Annotated in this window: 18 protein-coding genes; 6 read left to right on the top strand and 12 right to left on the bottom strand. The window is 69.6% G+C overall.

Annotated elements, in window-relative coordinates:
• Positions 1 to 59: 59 nt before the first annotated feature.
• Together AB0I59_RS20635 and AB0I59_RS20640 are read right to left on the bottom strand one after the other, a co-directional pair.
• Positions 60 to 1,577: a carboxylesterase/lipase family protein gene (locus AB0I59_RS20635; RefSeq protein ID WP_061259757.1), complete on the bottom strand. Its 1,518-nt coding sequence runs from the start codon at positions 1,575 to 1,577 to the stop codon at positions 60 to 62.
• A gap of 338 nt (positions 1,578 to 1,915) precedes the next feature.
• Positions 1,916 to 2,251: a helix-turn-helix domain-containing protein gene (locus AB0I59_RS20640; protein ID WP_061259756.1), complete on the bottom strand. Its 336-nt coding sequence runs from the start codon at positions 2,249 to 2,251 to the stop codon at positions 1,916 to 1,918.
• A gap of 123 nt (positions 2,252 to 2,374) precedes the next feature.
• Here AB0I59_RS20640 and AB0I59_RS20645 point away from each other — a divergent pair, with 123 nt between their 5' ends.
• A complete protein-coding gene (locus AB0I59_RS20645) occupies positions 2,375 to 2,689 on the top strand; it encodes a hypothetical protein (protein WP_061259755.1) in 315 nt (104 codons plus the stop codon).
• A gap of 138 nt (positions 2,690 to 2,827) precedes the next feature.
• Here the strand turns inward: AB0I59_RS20645 and AB0I59_RS20650 are convergent, their stop codons facing one another.
• Positions 2,828 to 3,082 (bottom strand): hypothetical protein, encoded by a 255-nt coding sequence (locus tag AB0I59_RS20650; protein WP_358134974.1) that lies wholly within the window; start codon positions 3,080 to 3,082, stop codon positions 2,828 to 2,830.
• Positions 3,083 to 3,088: 6 nt separating this feature from the next.
• Here AB0I59_RS20650 and AB0I59_RS20655 point away from each other — a divergent pair, with 6 nt between their 5' ends.
• Together AB0I59_RS20655 and AB0I59_RS20660 are read left to right on the top strand one after the other, a co-directional pair.
• A complete protein-coding gene (locus tag AB0I59_RS20655; protein WP_358134977.1) occupies positions 3,089 to 3,535 on the top strand; it encodes a hypothetical protein in 447 nt (148 codons plus the stop codon).
• A 141-nt stretch (positions 3,536 to 3,676) separates the two neighbouring features.
• Positions 3,677 to 4,216, top strand: coding sequence for a GNAT family N-acetyltransferase (locus tag AB0I59_RS20660; RefSeq protein ID WP_061259753.1), 540 nt, complete (start codon positions 3,677 to 3,679; stop codon positions 4,214 to 4,216).
• 54 nt (positions 4,217 to 4,270) lie between these two features.
• Here the strand turns inward: AB0I59_RS20660 and AB0I59_RS20665 are convergent, their stop codons facing one another.
• From AB0I59_RS20665 to AB0I59_RS20705, 9 genes are all read right to left on the bottom strand, one after another.
• Entirely contained in the window at positions 4,271 to 5,776 is a 1,506-nt protein-coding gene (locus tag AB0I59_RS20665) for a hypothetical protein (RefSeq protein WP_061259752.1), read from the bottom strand.
• Complete coding sequence (locus AB0I59_RS20670) at positions 5,773 to 6,201, bottom strand: hypothetical protein (RefSeq protein WP_061259751.1); 429 nt, start codon at positions 6,199 to 6,201, stop codon at positions 5,773 to 5,775. The genes AB0I59_RS20665 and AB0I59_RS20670 overlap by 4 nt, the downstream gene beginning before the upstream one ends.
• A gap of 78 nt (positions 6,202 to 6,279) precedes the next feature.
• Complete coding sequence (locus tag AB0I59_RS20675) at positions 6,280 to 6,657, bottom strand: DUF4913 domain-containing protein (RefSeq protein ID WP_082777437.1); 378 nt, start codon at positions 6,655 to 6,657, stop codon at positions 6,280 to 6,282.
• Positions 6,654 to 8,282: a type IV secretory system conjugative DNA transfer family protein gene (locus AB0I59_RS20680; RefSeq protein WP_358134982.1), complete on the bottom strand. Its 1,629-nt coding sequence runs from the start codon at positions 8,280 to 8,282 to the stop codon at positions 6,654 to 6,656. The genes AB0I59_RS20675 and AB0I59_RS20680 overlap by 4 nt, the downstream gene beginning before the upstream one ends.
• 101 nt (positions 8,283 to 8,383) lie before the next feature.
• Positions 8,384 to 9,763 carry a putative type IV secretion/conjugal transfer ATPase gene (locus AB0I59_RS20685; protein WP_358134985.1) on the bottom strand — a complete coding sequence of 460 codons (1,380 nt, stop codon included), beginning with the start codon at positions 9,761 to 9,763 and terminating at the stop codon, positions 8,384 to 8,386.
• Entirely contained in the window at positions 9,760 to 11,208 is a 1,449-nt protein-coding gene (locus AB0I59_RS20690; RefSeq protein WP_061259748.1) for an SCO6880 family protein, read from the bottom strand. The genes AB0I59_RS20685 and AB0I59_RS20690 overlap by 4 nt, the downstream gene beginning before the upstream one ends.
• Entirely contained in the window at positions 11,205 to 12,449 is a 1,245-nt protein-coding gene (locus tag AB0I59_RS20695) for a hypothetical protein (RefSeq protein ID WP_061259747.1), read from the bottom strand. Before AB0I59_RS20695 ends, AB0I59_RS20690 begins: the two co-directional genes overlap by 4 nt.
• Before the next feature lie 6 nt (positions 12,450 to 12,455).
• On the bottom strand, positions 12,456 to 13,067 hold the full coding sequence (locus AB0I59_RS20700; protein ID WP_358134989.1) for a DUF8175 domain-containg protein: 612 nt from the start codon (positions 13,065 to 13,067) through the stop codon (positions 12,456 to 12,458).
• Complete coding sequence (locus tag AB0I59_RS20705) at positions 13,064 to 13,354, bottom strand: hypothetical protein (RefSeq protein ID WP_285705294.1); 291 nt, start codon at positions 13,352 to 13,354, stop codon at positions 13,064 to 13,066. The genes AB0I59_RS20700 and AB0I59_RS20705 overlap by 4 nt, the downstream gene beginning before the upstream one ends.
• Positions 13,355 to 13,531: 177 nt before the next feature.
• Here AB0I59_RS20705 and AB0I59_RS20710 point away from each other — a divergent pair, with 177 nt between their 5' ends.
• Genes AB0I59_RS20710 through AB0I59_RS20720 form a run of 3 tightly spaced genes read left to right on the top strand, consistent with a single transcriptional unit; the run spans position 13,532 to position 14,952 of the window.
• The gene (locus tag AB0I59_RS20710) at positions 13,532 to 13,810 is read left to right on the top strand and encodes a helix-turn-helix domain-containing protein (protein ID WP_061259744.1); all 279 of its coding nucleotides are present in this window, start codon (positions 13,532 to 13,534) and stop codon (positions 13,808 to 13,810) included.
• Between the two features lie 15 nt (positions 13,811 to 13,825).
• Complete coding sequence (locus tag AB0I59_RS20715) at positions 13,826 to 14,734, top strand: C40 family peptidase (RefSeq protein ID WP_358134992.1); 909 nt, start codon at positions 13,826 to 13,828, stop codon at positions 14,732 to 14,734.
• Positions 14,731 to 14,952, top strand: a complete 222-nt coding sequence (locus AB0I59_RS20720; protein WP_061259742.1) for a helix-turn-helix domain-containing protein — start codon at positions 14,731 to 14,733, stop codon at positions 14,950 to 14,952. Before AB0I59_RS20715 ends, AB0I59_RS20720 begins: the two co-directional genes overlap by 4 nt.
• Positions 14,953 to 15,057: the final 105 nt, after the last annotated feature.

Here is a 15,057-nt window from a genome sequence, read left to right on the forward strand (position 1 = left end):
TCGGCTCCGGAAGTCCTTCGGGGGTTGACTCCGGAGCCGATGGTGTGCCTGGCGTTTGGTCATGAGCTGAGGGGCATCAACGGGGCGAAGGTGTGGTGCTGCCACACGAGCCGTGAGGTCTCCTCCGGGTAGGGGGCGACCTTCGGCTGCGCGTCGTAGACCTGCGCCAGGCGCTGTTCCGAGTCGTACGCGGGCCACCCGGGGTCGCCGTCGACGGCGAACTGCGTCCATGCGGCACGCATCTGTGCCGACAACGCTTCCGCCTCGGGGGACGGGCCGTCGCCGATCAGAGCGGCGGGCTGCCCGCGGTCCAGGTTGCCGAAGACAAGCGGTACGTCGAGGCCATGACAGGCGCCGAGGATGCCGCCCATGCCCGGGGCGGGCCAGGTCAGCTCGTAGACGTGCGCCCGGCCGCCGGCGTCGTGGTGCGCCTGGGCGAGGTGGAGGCTCGGCATGCGGAACAGCCAGTCCGAGTTGACCACTTCGTGCAGCTCGTTGGGGCCCGCGCCGGGAAAGCCCTCGCGGTAGCAGCGCGCGCCGTCCGGGCCCGGGGCGAGGATCCGCAGGGCCTGTTCCGCCTGCTCTCGCGTCACCTGCCCGAGCAGGCCGTCGAGCAGGCTCAGCAGGCGATGCTCGTCGCGCGTGTGCCCGACGAGGAGATCGATGCCCCTGCCCGCGCCACCGGCCAGCGCCTCCCAGGGCGTTACCGGCAGGGAGTGCCCCTCGACCACGGGCGCGAACGTGATCGACCGGTACGCGACCGGGCCCCAACGCTCCACCAACTCGGGCAGGCGCGCGGTGACCGCGTACCCGGCAGCGGCCAGCACAAGCGGGTCCACCGAGGACAGCTCGGCGGCCGTGGGCTGCAGGCCCACCTCGGACGCACACACGGAGGCGATGTCGGCGGCGAGTTCCGGCGTGAAGAACGTGCCCGGCACGCTCTGTGCGACGGCTCTGCGAAAGAGCCCGGTCGCACTGGGCATCGCCAGCAGCGCGGCGACGGAACCGGCGCCCGCCGACTCGCCGAAGACGGTGACGCGGCCGGGGTCGCCGCCGAAGGCCAGGATGTTGTCGCGCACCCACTCCAGAGCCGCGACCTGATCGAGCAGCCCCCGGTTGGCGGGCGCCCCCTCGATCTGCGCAAAACCCTCCATCCCGACGCGGTAGTTGAAGGTCACCACGACGACGTCGCCTTCCCCGGCGAGACGGGAGCCGTCGTACTCGGGGAGGCCGGACGTGCCGATCATGTAGGCGCCGCCGTGGATCCACACCATCACGGCACGCCCCGCACCCGGGTCCGGCTCGGGCGTCCAGACGTTGACCGTCAGCCAGTCGTCGCCCTGCGTGTCCTGTGCCGCACCCATGGCCTGCGGGGGTGGCGGGCCGAAGTCCAGGGCGGGCCGCACGCCCTCCCAGCCCTGCACGGGCCGCGGCGCGGCGAAACGGAGCGCACCTACGGGCGGTTCGGCGAACGGGATGCCGCGGAAGACGGCCACACCGTTCTCCTGGCTGCCGCGCAGCGTTCCGGCGGTGGTGTGGACGAGCAGGGGGCGAGGCTCGGACGAAGTCTGGGGCATGACCGGATCATCCCCTCGGGCCGCGCCGCGTGCCATGCATTTCTATTTATGGCCCGAGCAGGCCACTAAGTGGTCGCGTCCGTAAATCCCTCGGGGGTTAAGCAGCAACGTTGAGTACGTCAGGCTGTCGCTCGCAGTGATTGTGCTGCTGGGAGTTGAACTCTTTCTGTTCGTGGCGCTCGATCCGGGCCATCAGGTCCTCGAGGTCGGCTGGGGAGGACGCTCTCGGCGGCCAGTTGCTCGTGGGGGTATTTCCTGGGGGCTGGCATCGTGTCGTGATTCTCCCTTCCGCCAGCAGATGATGCTGGCTTCGGGGCCTCCACGAAAGCCGGAGCGGTTCACACTCCGGTCTCGTCGGGTAGCTGGCAGGCCAGGGCCTTGATCTCGGCGCGTTGAACCGGGATGAACGTCGACGGCCGGCCGGAGCGGGGCCGATCAGCCAGGCTTTTGAGCCCGTCGCCGCTGTTGTAGCGGCCTCGCCAGAGTCGGACCGTGTCCACGGTTACCCCGCGCCGCCGGGCGATTTCAGCATTGGAGTAGCGGTGGCCGGCGTCCAGGACGATCCGTACGCGGATGACCTGCTGGCAGGGGGCGGTGTGGGAGTAGGCGATCTGTTTGAGCCACCGCCGTTCGGAGGCGGTCAGGGTGATCGGGCGGGCGCGGCAGACGGGCAACCGGGGGGCTTTCTACGGTGGATCGTCACGATGACCCGTCGACTTTGCCCGGTAACCCGCCGATTATGGGCGAACGACACGCCGAGCGGGCAAGGAACTGGACACGCTGGCACGATAGCGGTCATGCCCGCCATCCCCGCCTCCACCGAGACCTCCCTGGCCCAGCGACTCGCGCTGCACGCCAAGCAGCGCTGGCCGCAACTGACCGGGATACATGTGTGCTACCACGGCCAGTTCGGCTACGTCGAGGGTGAACTCGCTGACAGAGAGCGGCTTCCGCTGATGCGGCTGCGCTACGGCGGCTTGGCCCACCACTGGGGGCTGGCCATCCACGCCCCCAGCACCGGCGGCTATGAAGCCGCGATCTGGTTCACCGGTAGTCCACAGGAAGCCTTGGACCTGGTCTGCGACCTCTACGTCGCCAGCACCGACTCCTGATCATCGATGTACGACCAGGGCCGAGCCGTCAACCCCCGAGGGAATTCCGGCGGGGACCACTTATGGAACCGCCACGTACGTGCATCGCACAACCGGGTTTTCCGCCCCCGAGAGAACGCGTCCGGGCGTCCTTGATCATTAGTATGGGCGGGTGCGTACGGTGGACGATCTGCGGCGGCGGTGGCTGGATGAGCTGCCGAAGGTGATGACGAGGCCGGGCATGTGGGCCGCGCTTGCGGCCGTGAGATGGAGACCGTCGCCCGGACGCTCCTGGGGAATCTCTGTTTCCTCGACGAACGTGATCAGGAGTACGAGGACGTCAGGGAAGAACTGCGTAGGTATGGCCAGGTAGGCGTGCAGGGGCCCTTCGACGCTCGCTTCGGAACGGAGCACAGTTGCGTGGATGAGGTCGCGTCCGTCTTCGCCGAGCGTTTTCACCGGCTCGGCTACCTCACCGTCGACCGGACGCTTGAGGCGCCGGAGTGGGGCGAGCTGATCGGCCAGGTGCGGGATCGGTTCGATGGACGGGACGTGCGGCGCGGTGAGGTGGAGGCGGCCTACGGTAGGCCGAGCCTGGTCATCGGAAAGCGGGTGCTGTGCTACGCCTCGGCGGGCTCGGACGGGTGGGTGTTCTTCGACTGCTTCGCCGAGAGCCAGGCCGCGTACGTGCCCGGAGTCGGGCGTTACGAGTACTCGGCCGATGAGGATCCGCTGGTGCGCGACGTCAGGATCCCCGCCGGTGACTTCGAGAGCGGGCTCATCCTGACCTTGTACGGGAAGGTGCTCAGGTGGGGGCCGGGTTGGTGGATTCACCACCCCCAAGCCGGTGCCTCACCGACAACCTAGTGTTAGTGACCGCATAGGTTCGCCGGGTCGGTGGTCGCCTCGTCAGCCGGGGAGCGAACGTGCAGGTGCCTTCTGCGTGGCGGTGTCGCCCTAAAGAACAGGGATTGCTTCGGGGTGCATGGCTCAGGTTGGCTGGACCGCGTGGCTGAACTGCGTACCGATCGCCTTACCCTCCGTCGATGGCGCGACTCTGACCTTGAACCGTGGGCGGCGATGAATGCCGATCCTGAGGTTCGGCAGCACTTGGGCGACCTGCTGACCCGCGAGCAGAGCGATGCTTCCGTGGCTCTGTTCCAGGCCGAGTTCGATCAGCGAGGCTACGGGTGGTGGGCGGTTGAGGTGCAGGCCACGCGCGAGTTCATCGGCTTCGCGGGCTTGGACCAGGTGGATGACGGCATGCCGTTCACAGGAGTGGAGATCGGCTGGCGGCTCGCCCGCTCGGCCTGGGGGCACGGCTACGCGACCGAGGCCGCGCTGACAGTCCTGGCCCACGGCTTCGACACCCTTGAACTTCCCGAGATCCTCGCTGTCACAACAGCCACCAATCTCCGTTCCCAGGCGGTGATGCGCCGGATCGGCATGACCCGGGACCCGGCCGACGACTTCGACGACCCCACCGAGCCCGAGGGGCCACTGCGTCCGAACGTGCTGTACCGCATCGCCCGTAGTACGAGGATCTGACGTTCTCCGCCAAGGCGGCGTCTGGGTTCCATGGCGAGCCGGTCTCACCGCGCGTCAACCTGGCCGACTTCCCGGAGCACGGCTCGTGTCTCGTCCGATGGACGATGACCTGGCCGAGGTAGTGGCGGGGGCCATGGCCGGGGCGATGGAGAGGTCGAGGCGAGATTCGGATACGGCGTCGCGGGTGCTCAGCCACCTGAGCCATAGTCGGGCGCCTTCGCGTTCCCGGAGGGTTTGCCGGGAGTAGGTGGCCGGGTCGCGGCGCATCTCCAACAGATCGACTTCTTGCCACAGTGCAGGCCGCTGGCTGGGATCGGCGGCGTGGAAGAGGGCTTCGCCAAGTGCCCAGGAGGCGCGGACTCTTGATGAGGTCAGCCATCCATAGGATTGCACCAGATCTTGGGGCAGCCGCTCGGTTCGCATGGCGCGGGTGACGTCGCGCCGGTCGTGTTCGGCGATGACGGTGAGCGCGTCGAAGACGCGCAGTACGGATCGGAGGGCCGGCACCATGTCCCTCGTGGTTGGTGCGATCACTTCGGGCGTCTTCATCGGCATGGCGTTGCGTCGAGCGGGAGTCCACATCGAATCGGCGTAGAGCAGCCGCCCGAGGCGTACGACCACCTGGTCCAGGTGTTGCTGGCGCGTTGACCCGTTGGCGGTCTTGGAGGGAAGGTGTCCCTCCCAGGCTTGCCGTACGCCCTTCCACATGGCGTGCATGCCGTCGATGCCGTTGGTGGCGCGCTGCAGTGCCTTCCCCAGGCTGTGCTTACGATCCGGGTTCAGCTCGTAGGCGCGGCGAGTGAGCTCGGTGAGAAGCCTCGTCCCGATGTGGGTGATGACCGAGGCGGCGAGAGCCGTACGCTGCCACTCCCGCGGGCCAGGCTCGCTGCCGGCGTCGAGGTGGCAGAGGGCGCGCAGCGCATCGGTGTCGGCGGTGATGCCCGCCCGCAGCTCGTCGGGCGTCTCTGGCTGGTGCGGGAGCGGCTGGACGATGGCCGGGCGATTGAGCGGAATCTCTCGCAAAGCCGCTGAGCCGTCCAGCGTGGATGCCGCGATGAGAACGGGTGCGCGGAGCAGCCCTGATGCGAAGCGGACGTCGGCGGCGTGGGCGAGAGCCGTACGGTCCAGGATGGCCGACAGCGCCAGTGCATGACCGGCCACGTCGCGCACGAGCCGGTCTCGGACCTGCTGACTGGCGATGACGGTGGTCCAGTCGGAGCGTGCACCGGTCCCGTCCGCGCTGAAGTGCGTGGCAAGCACGTCTCCGGCGGCGCCCCAGGCGGTTGCAGCGGCCGATAGATGCATCGGGAGCGGGTGCGAGGAGGCCGCGTGGTTCGGCTCCCACCGGGCGAGCAGGTGAGAGGCTTCGCGGATCGGACGCGCGACCTCATCGGACCGGGCGAAGTCGCGGGCGCAGCGCGTCAGCGTCGCGGTGAGCGACTGGGCGGCGTTGAAGACGCCTGTGGAGACGGTCACGTCGACCTCGCTACGTGCATGCAGATCGGCGATTTCCATGTGGGTATGGGCGCCGTCGATGAGGTCGCCGAAGGTGACGGTCATGCCGCCGTCAGGTCCCGGATCCGGCCTGCGTTCGCCGCGGCGTTGAGCAGGGCGAGCTTCGCGGCTGGCTCGGGGTACCGCTTGACGACGTCAAGCAGCAGTTCGCACGTCAGAGCAGCGAGTCTGTTGACCCCGTCGAGGTCGGCGTGATGGCTGCCGTCGTCCTCGATCTCCAACTGCTCGGTCCACGTGGCGATGAGGCTGGGTACGTCTCGTTCATCGATCTGCGCGGTGAGTTCGGCAAGCCCCTCGATGGCTTCTTGCCCCGCATACGCGTAGCAGGCGTGCAGCTCGGGTGGGCAGCTGTCCTCCTTCGCTTTCAGGGTTGCGGCGATGATGGCGAACGTGTCCGCCGCCGCGGCGGTGACCGACGAGCGGTCCGCGTAACGCAGGGTGCCGAGGCCGTCGTAGTAGTGGTTGAGCACGTCTCTCTCCTTCCGCTGCTGATGATGCTGGCGGCGTTCACCGCCTGTACCTGTCGCAGAACGCGGTTCTGTGGACGATCAGCCGATTGTGGACAAGCCGTCACTGGACGGGACCTCCGCAGGCACCGACCACCATCCCGGAGGGGCGGGTTCGACGGTGGCCAGGTGCGGTTCGAGGTGCTCGTCCTCACTGCACTGGTAGAAGGGGCCGCGTGCGCCGAGCAGGATCGGGAGCTGGTGGTCGAGGTGGTCGCGATACCAGACGCCCATCCCGGTGCCGGGTTCCAGTCGCAGCGTCTCCCAGGCGTGCCAGAGCGCGGTGAGGCGCGAGATCGCTTCGGCGTGCTTCCACCATTGGGCACACCATCTGAATTCGCCGCCGAGCGTCCGCCGGTACATCGGCACGAACCGCTCGGTCACCCACTCCTCCACCGAGCCGTACATCGGTTCGTTCATCTGCCCGCACCTTCCATGATCAACTGTTCGAGCGAGTCCCGGCAGGCCTGGATGCGCGCCGCGTCGCGGCTTCGATACCAGGGCAAAAGCGAGATCAGGGCCGGACGGCCGCCGGTGGCCAGCAGCAGCGCCGTACCTGGCGTCAAGGCGCGGATCGCGGCCGGTTCGAGGATGTCCTGCCGCCGCAGCGAGACCTGCTCGGAGGCGCGCCCGTCGCCGTACGAGACCGAACGCACCGGTACGTCGTGCTGGCCGACGAGAGTGGCGAGGTCGCGAGCGAGGCGAGGGGAGTCCACTCCGGCTCCGATGACCTTGCAGGTAGCGGCGCCCCACAGGGCGGCCATGCCCGCTTCGCCCCACACCGTGACGCCCTGCTCGTACGACTGGAGGATGGTCACCGGCACGATGCCCCGGGAGCCGAGGTGGCTGTACAGCTCGGGCAGGTCGGCGATGCGGCAGATGTTGGCCGCCTCGTCCAGCGAGACCACCATCGGTGGGTCGAGTCGCCCGCCCATCCGCTCGGCCCGCCGCTCCGCCGCGCGCATCGCCGCGTCGGTCAGCGCGGCGATCAGTGGAGCCGCCGCCGACCGGGACTTCGACAGCAAGTACAAGGTGTCGCTTCCGCAGGCCAGGCCGGACAGGTCGAGGCTCGGGAGCGACGACGGTGTCACCCAGGAGATGATCGCTTCGTCGCGCAGGGCCTTGGTCGCCGTGCGCGCGGTCTGGTAGATGCCGTCCCGCGTCTCCACCGCTCCGTTCTGCGCACCGCGCAGCGACGACGCGAGCAGCGCGAACCCAGCCGCGTCCAGCAACTCGACCGGGGTCGGTACGGCCGGCGCGTCCAGCCACCTGGCGACGTCGCGGAGCGTACGCCCGGAGGTGGCGGCGGCGAGGAACAGCGTGCAGAGCAGGTCCTGAGCCGCCGGTCCCCACAGGTCGCGCTTCTGGCCGTCGTCGACGGTGAGCACGAAGTGCCCGGCCAGCCGGTGCGCGTCCTCCACATTGCGGAGATCGCGGAGCGGATCCCACCACCAGGCCTGCTCCTGGTAGGTGATGCGCTGCGGGTCGAACAGCCACGTCGTCCCACGCTCGGCGCGCAGTACGGCGGTCGCCGCCCACAGGTCCGCCTTGTTGGACGTCGCGATGACCGGGCCCGGAGCCGACAGCACGTACGGGATGCTCAGGCAGGTCGTCTTTCCCGACCGCGGCGCCATGAAGGCGACGATCGTGTCCTCCCACGAGGCGTACAGCGTGGGGCCGCCCCGCATCAGGTCGCCGAGCGCGAGACCGATGTCTCCCGGAGCCGGCGCGCCCGTCAGCGTACGGCGCAGCTCACGCGCCTTGAGGGCCGCGGCCTCTGGTCGCAACGAAGCCAGACCCGGATTGTCGGCCAGTGCGGCGACCGGGTCGCCGGGATCGGGAAGGCACCGAACGATCAGCCACCAGCCGCCCACGACCGCGGCCACCGCCAGCGAGACCAGCAGTACGGAGACGACCACCACGGCGGCGGTCGGGGTTCCGGGCCATGCGGCAGCCGTGCGGCCGGCGACCACGTCGGAGACAAACGCGAAACCGAAGTCGCTCACCCGGCCGCCGAACAGACGACTCCCGATCCAGGCCGCCATCCAGATCAGCCAGAAAAAACCGATGACGCCCCAACAGGCGAGCAGAAGCGCCCAGCCACCGGTCGCCCCATGCAAGCCGGCGCGCGGTCCGATCGCGCGGGTCACCGGATCGCCTGGTCGGTGTCGTAGAGCTCGCGCTCGATGCCCACGAGCGACAGCTCGACCGGGATGCCGAGCCGGTCGCCGGTCTTGATGAGGTACTTGCCACGTCCTGGGTGTCGGGCTCCGGCCTGCCAGGAGTCCGGCGCGGACCACGAGGCCACCAACTCCTGCTCGGGCCGGGTCAGCCGGGTGATCTCGCTGACCCGAGCCAGCTCGCGCGGTGGCAGTCCGGCCAGAACGGTGATGGCGCTCCGATCGATGAAGCCGCGCGCCTTGGCCCGATCCTCCTCGGTACGGAGCGCGTCGAGGTCGGCCAGCGAATGAGTGATCATGATGGACGCCATGCCCTTGGCGCGGTTGAGCCGGGTCAGGCTGTCGGCGTACTCGACCAGGCCGGGTGCTCCGCGCAGAGCTCGCCACAGCTCGTCCATTACTCCGAGGTAGGAGCGTCGTGGCCCGCCCGCCGCTCCGTCGACCATGGCGAAGCCGTACGCCCAGGTGCACAGCATCGCGGCGGTGAGCAGTTTGTCGCCGGCTGCGCCGACGCGGGAGATATCAACGGAGACGGCGGGCGCGTCGAGGTCGATCGGGCACGTGGTCGGCCCGTCGAAGACGCCCGCGAGCGAGCCGGTGCACAGCAGTTCCAGGGTGAAGACCAGGTCGCTGACGCGGTCGCGATATCGCTCCGGCTGCTCCGCGCGTGCGGCCGAGCGGATAGCCTCTGGTCCTTCTTCCAGTACGGCGAGCACGTCGGGGATCGTCGGTTCGGCCAGGCGCTCGTCGAGCAGGTCGATCGCGCGGCCGAGGATGACCTCCTCGGCGTTGCTGACCGGGGCCTCCCGTACCAGCGTGCAGAGGGCCATGAGCAGGGAGAGCCGCCGACCGCGGACCTCCCAGCGGGTCCGCTCGGCCTCGGCTCCGCGCAGGTTGCGCACGGCGGCGCTGAGCGGGCCGGTGTCCAGTGGGTTGATCCGGTCGAGCCCGCGCCCGACCCGGATGACCTGCCCGCCGACATGCTCGACGAGCATCGTGTAGTCCGGCTTGGTGTCGCCGAGGATGAGCGCGGTCGAGCCGAAGGCGATCGAGCCGGTGATCAGCCGCTTGACGAACGTGGACTTGCCGGTGCCGGGCTGGCCGAGCACGAAGACGCCCGGGTTGGTGACCAGACCTGCGCGCAGCCAGGTCAGGGGATCGAGGCAGACGACCTCGCCGAAGAGCTGGTGGCGGCCGATCGGGGTGCCGACGGCGGGCGAGCCCGAACCGGCGACGAACGGGAACAGTCCGCAGACCTGCGTCGTGGTCGCCTGGAACTCCGCTCCTGCCTCGACGTGCACCGCGCGCCCGCCGTACGGCTCCCGCCAGCCACGCGACGACGTCATGATGACCTCCTCGCCAGCTCGGCGGGGCACACGCCGCAGGGCAGCGTGGTCGCGAACCCGGCGGACTGCCCGGCCCACAGGCGGCGCAGGCGGATACGCGATCCCTCGGCGGCCGCTTCGGTCGCCGAGACCGCGCGGGGCAGGTCGCCGAGGTTGGTGACCGTGGTCGTGACGTAGAGGGTGACCAGCGTGACCCCGGCTCCGGTGGCCTCCTCGGCGGCGGCCTGCCGGGCCCGTGCCTGGTCGAAGGCGTCACGGGCGGTCTCGTCCCGGCCGGTCCTGCGGCGGTAGTGCTCGCGGAACGCGGCGGCGTTGACCTCGTCCTCCAGGACACGGGTGGCCTCGGCGGCTGGTAGCGGCCGGTACTGCACACTCACCCGCTTGGGGAACGGACCGGGGGCGACCAGGCGGCTGAGCACGTCGGCGGGGACGTTCTGCCGGGGCGGCTCATGCCAGGCCCAGCTCACGCTGACACCGCTGTCGTGCCGGTAGTGGTCCATGTGCTCTTCGGCTCCGATCGGACCGGCGTCCGCCCAGGTCAGGTCTTCAGCCCGTACGGCGTCGGCACGGGCGGCGGGGTCGAAGGCGCAGCGGATGACCCTGGCCAGTTCGGTGGCGGTCGCTCGTCCGGTTACTGTCACGCCGCAGGCGCCGAGCGCGGAGGCCAGGCCGTCCAGGGTGCGGCTCAGCTCGCCGATCGCGGAGGTGAGGTCGTTGACGGAGGTGGGGGAGCGGGTCGGGTCGAAGGTCACGCTGACGTAGGTGTTCACGTCGGCGGCGGTTCTCGGCGCGGTCTCGACGAGCTGCTCGATGAGGCGGACTGCGGCGGCGGGAGCGCCGGGGGAGAGGGCCTGGCCGACGGTGTCGGACAGTGTGGACCCTGACTCGGGCGCGGTGTAGATGGTGACGGTCACCCACCGGACCGCGGGCAGGTGGCCGAGCGAGGCGAGCCAGCCGCCCCAGTTGGCGACCCAGGTGTCCGCATCGCTCCGCTCCGCCAGCCAGGTGGACGCCGGGACGACCTTCAGCGTCGCGGTGAACAGGCCGGTGCGGCGGTCCCAGACGACGCCGTAGTGCTGGCCGAACCCGTCGTCGGCCGACAGGAGCTGCGTGGTGGCCAGCACTCCTGGGAGCCGGAACGCGCGCGGGTGCGCGACGATCGCACCTGACTGGTACGTCGTGTGGCCGCGCGCTTTGCCGTACGACCAGCGGATCTGGCGGAGGATGAGGTGCCCGACCGGCGTGCCACCCACACGAAGCAGGACGAGCGCTCCGGCGAGGATCGCGGGCGGCCCGGCGTAGAGGGTTATCCGAGGATCGATCGAGACGGTCAGGATCAGGGTCGCGACTGCTCCCAGCAGGATGAGCGTACCCGTCGTGCCCAGGCCGAGCAGGCCGAGGCCGCGCCGCCTGCGCCAGCCGCCGTACGTGCGGACCTCCGTCATGATGTCCGGTCCTCTCGCATCGTGGCCGCGGCCTTGCGCGCGCCGGTGGCCAGGCCGTTCACCACGGTGACGGCGGCGGCACCCGCAGGTCCGGCCGCGCTTCCCGCCGCTGCTGCGCTCCCGCCTGCCTTGGCGCTGGTCGCGGCGGTGGTTCCGGTTGTCGTGCTCGGGCTCGCCGTAGCGCCGGCCGCCGGTGTCGCGCCACTGCCGCTCGCCGTACTCCGGGAGTCGCCTGGAGGCGGAGTGGGCGCGGCACCGCGCGTCGCTTTCTCGCCGCCGAGCTGGCTCGCCAGGAAGCTCGCGTGCGCGTTCGCGTCCGCCGCCTGCGCCGGGGCCGCCGTGCGGAACGCGCCGACGGCCACCGCTCCGGCGACGCTCGCGCCGAGGATGCCGCCGCCGCTGCCCGCTGCTGCGAGGGAGCCGGTCGTCCAGGTGAAGAACTTCATCAGCACCGGCATCGCGATCAGTGACATGAGCATCATCGCGAACCCCATGAGGGTGGTTCGCGGGTCCTTGCCGTCGCCGATCATCGTGAACGTGGTCGCGTACACGGCGGCAGCGGCGGGCTTGTAGAAGATGAGTGCCAGCATCCAGCCGGTGACCTTACGGAACCAGGGCTTGGTCAGCGTGGTCATCGAACCGGATGCGGCGAGGGGCAGCAGTCCGGCGAGGATGATGAGCGCCGCTTCCCGGAACAGCATGAGTACGGCCTGCAGTGCGGCGACAAGGATCGCGATGATGCCGAGTACGACCACGACCCCGGGAGCTGCCGCGCTCAGGCCGAGCACGGTGGTGAGGCGCTTGCCGAAGTCGCCCTGGGCGGCGGAGTCGAGCACCCAGCTCGACCACGAGTCGCCGGCACTTACGAGCATCGAGGCGGTGAGCACGCCGACCGTCGAGGTCGCCGTGAGGACGACCAGACCGGAGCCAGCGTCGACGAGCGGGCTCGCCTTGCGGGTCAGCGCCATCTTCGCGCCGGCGCTGATCAGGCCGAGTACGGCCACCGCCGCGGTGATCGGGAGCGTCCACTGGCGGATGCGGTCCACGGCGGATTCCGTGGCGAGATCAGGTGAGGGGATCTTCACCCACCATGAGACGGTGTTGCCGACCACCCACGCGACGGCGTCCTGGATGGACTTGGCGATTTCACCGAGTACGCCGTTGGCGGCTCCGGCGGCGAGTTGCCCCGCCACCTGTTCGCCGACGACGCAGACGGGAGAGATCAGGGAGGAGCACGGCATGATCGGTCACTCCTCGAACATGGTGTAGCCGTCGAGCTGCTTGAGCTCGGATGCCGCGTTGCCCCAGTCGCCACCGAGTGGGGCGATCACGCGCCAGTCGCCGTCGCGCCAGATGAGCTGGACGCGGGTCGAGGCGCGTACGGTCGTCCCAGCGGCCGAGGGCCCGGCGCTGACGATGTCCACCGTTGCCGCGTCCGGGGTGTAGCTCTCCCAGCGGTACGCCTCCTCGGTCACGTAGGCCTGCCCGAGCGGACTCCCCGCCGGGAGGCCGGCTTCGCGGCGGCTTTCCTCGTACTGCTGGCGCGTCTTGTCGAGGAGCTGAGCGGCGTCGGAGCCGGTGACCTGTCGTGTGATGGTGGACTCGAAGACGTCTGGTCCCCATTGGGCGTTCGCGCGTACCGCGATGTGCAGCGCGGCGAGCAGCGCTCCCTGCCGGGTGCGGGCGAAGCCCTCGGCATGGTCGTTCTTCAGCGTGTGGGGTCCATCCGCGCTGGACAACGGGAGCCGTACGCCGTGGAAGTCCTGCCAGGTGAGCGGGGCCGTCGGCGCCGGAGTCGAGGCAGTGTGAGAACACCCGGCGAGCAATACGGCTGCCGCAGCCAGGGTCGCGGCCCTCATCCGAGGAACATTCCGACGATGCCGGATGCGGTGGCGGCCAGGCTGAGCCCGCCGAGCACCCAGGGGATGCCGGAGGCCCCGTCGGCCGCGAATGAGGAGCGGTTCTTGCGGCCGATGGCCATCTGCGCGCCGCAGATGAGCAGACCGGCGACGCCGGAGACGATGACGCCCCACTTGCCCCAGCCGAGGATCGTGTTGATCGGCTTTTCCAGGCCGGGCGGCGCGATCGGTTCCGGGTTCGGGACGGGCACGGCCTGGGCCATGTCGAGCACCGTGTGGATCAGCATCACTCGCCCCCGAGACATCTTTGACGTTGAGTAGCGTGATCGACACGTTACGTGGGCAAGATGTGGAGCGCAAGCAATGTCAAACAGCTTCATCAAGCGTCAGATATTCACATGGCGTGCTGTCGTAGCTTCGCTGGGGGAGACTTGTCGGGGAACCGCCGACCAGGAGGAGTGACCATGACCGAGCCGCTCGGCCGTGACCCGGATGTGCTGACCACCAAGGAACTCGCCGCCAAGCTCGGCCTGTCGGCTCAGACGGTCCGGCGGATGGCGAACGCCGGTCAGATCCCCGCGCTCCGGACCGGAAAGGACTACCGGTACTCCTGGAGTGCGGTCCTCGACGTGCTGCGACAGCCCCATCCGGTAGTTGGGGGCGACGAAGATGATCAGCAGGGCAGGCCGGGTGCCGGGCGGGTCGCCGCACGGCAGGCACGGGAGCGCGCCGAGGAGCTGTGATTCCGGGCGGTCCCGTTGATTGCGCGGCTTGCGGCCGGTGGCCTGTGCCTCGCGATTGGGCTGCCGCTGGGGTTGGTCCTGTTGGTGACGGCGGTGGGCGGCTCCGAGGGATGCGGAACGGGTTCGTCGGGCGACATCCCGCCTGATTATCTGCGGCTCTATCGGCGCGCCGGCGAGGCGTACGGGATCCCGTGGCAGGTGCTGGCCGCGATTGGGAAGGCGGAGAGTGACCACGGTCGGGCAGTTGCTGCTTCTGGTGTGAACGCGGCAGGGGCGATGGGGCCGATGCAGTTCCTTGGCTCGACCTGGTCGGCGTACCGGGTGGACGGCAACGGCGACGGGCGGGCGGACGTTTACGATCCGGCCGACGCGATCCCGGGGGCGGCGCGGTACCTCAAGGCGAACGGCGCTCCGGAGCGGATGTATGGGGCGATCTGGCGGTACAACCACGCGGACTGGTACGTGCGGCGCGTGCTGGGCTTCGCCCGCCGATATTCGGCTGACGTGGGGGAGGAGTTCTGCTCGCTTCCTTATGCGCCGAGCGCGGTCGCGGGCCGGGTCATCGCTTACGCGCGGACGCAGCTCGGCAAGCCGTACGCCTGGGGTGCGGAGGGGCCTGGAGCGTTCGACTGCTCGGGGCTGACGATGCGCGCCTATCAGTACGCCGGGATCGCGATCCCACGGGTTGCCGCTGATCAATGGCGGCAGGGGCCTTCGGTGTCTCGTGGTCAGGAGCAGCCGGGAGACCTGGTGTTCATGCGCCCGGAGTCGGATGGCCCGGGGCACGTGGGCGTGGTCGTCGCACCCGGCCAGATGATCCACGCACCGCAGACCGGCGACGTGGTGCGTTACGCGTCGTATGCGGATCGGTCCGATGTCGTCGGGTTCGCCCGCCCGGCACTTCTTTCGGAGGAGAAGAGATGAAGGGTTTCACCCTGGCGGAGCTGCACGAGCTGCCGGCCACCGTCGATCTGCTCACCGCCGCTCGGGCGCTGGGGCTGGGCCGGACCAAGGCGTACGAGCTGGCCAAGAAAGGCGAGTTCCCGTGCCGGGTCATCCGTGTCGGCGTCGCCTATCTGGTCCCCACGGCTGAGCTCCTCAAGCTCCTCGGCGTCGACCCTCCTACCTCGCACAAGAGCTGAACGAGTGGAGCTCGCCAGCGGGAGGGGGTGTCAGATGGCCGGATTGGAAGCTCGGGCACGGCGGCACAACGACGTTCGGTCTCGTACGGCGAAACCGCGCCCCGC

This window comes from Microtetraspora glauca, from assembly GCF_040656155.1.
In the GTDB taxonomy this organism is placed as follows: Bacteria; Actinomycetota; Actinomycetes; order Streptosporangiales; family Streptosporangiaceae; genus Microtetraspora; species Microtetraspora glauca.

Excerpts from the sequence above, each read along its gene's own strand:
- AB0I59_RS20675 (WP_082777437.1), bottom strand. The coding sequence starts at position 6,657 with ATGAACGAACCGATGTACGGCTCGGTGGAGGAGTGGGTGACCGAGCGG.
- AB0I59_RS20635 (WP_061259757.1), bottom strand. The coding sequence starts at position 1,577 with ATGCCCCAGACTTCGTCCGAGCCTCGCCCCCTGCTCGTCCACACCACC.
- AB0I59_RS20695 (WP_061259747.1), bottom strand. The coding sequence starts at position 12,449 with ATGCCGTGCTCCTCCCTGATCTCTCCCGTCTGCGTCGTCGGCGAACAG.
- AB0I59_RS20685 (WP_358134985.1), bottom strand. The coding sequence starts at position 9,763 with ATGACGTCGTCGCGTGGCTGGCGGGAGCCGTACGGCGGGCGCGCGGTG.
- AB0I59_RS20680 (WP_358134982.1), bottom strand. The coding sequence starts at position 8,282 with ATGGCGGCCTGGATCGGGAGTCGTCTGTTCGGCGGCCGGGTGAGCGAC.
- AB0I59_RS20700 (WP_358134989.1), bottom strand. The coding sequence starts at position 13,067 with ATGAGGGCCGCGACCCTGGCTGCGGCAGCCGTATTGCTCGCCGGGTGT.
- AB0I59_RS20720 (WP_061259742.1), top strand. The coding sequence starts at position 14,731 with ATGAAGGGTTTCACCCTGGCGGAGCTGCACGAGCTGCCGGCCACCGTC.
- AB0I59_RS20665 (WP_061259752.1), bottom strand. The coding sequence starts at position 5,776 with ATGACCGTCACCTTCGGCGACCTCATCGACGGCGCCCATACCCACATG.
- AB0I59_RS20710 (WP_061259744.1), top strand. The coding sequence starts at position 13,532 with ATGACCGAGCCGCTCGGCCGTGACCCGGATGTGCTGACCACCAAGGAA.
- AB0I59_RS20645 (WP_061259755.1), top strand. The coding sequence starts at position 2,375 with ATGCCCGCCATCCCCGCCTCCACCGAGACCTCCCTGGCCCAGCGACTC.
- AB0I59_RS20705 (WP_285705294.1), bottom strand. The coding sequence starts at position 13,354 with ATGCTGATCCACACGGTGCTCGACATGGCCCAGGCCGTGCCCGTCCCG.
- AB0I59_RS20690 (WP_061259748.1), bottom strand. The coding sequence starts at position 11,208 with ATGACGGAGGTCCGCACGTACGGCGGCTGGCGCAGGCGGCGCGGCCTC.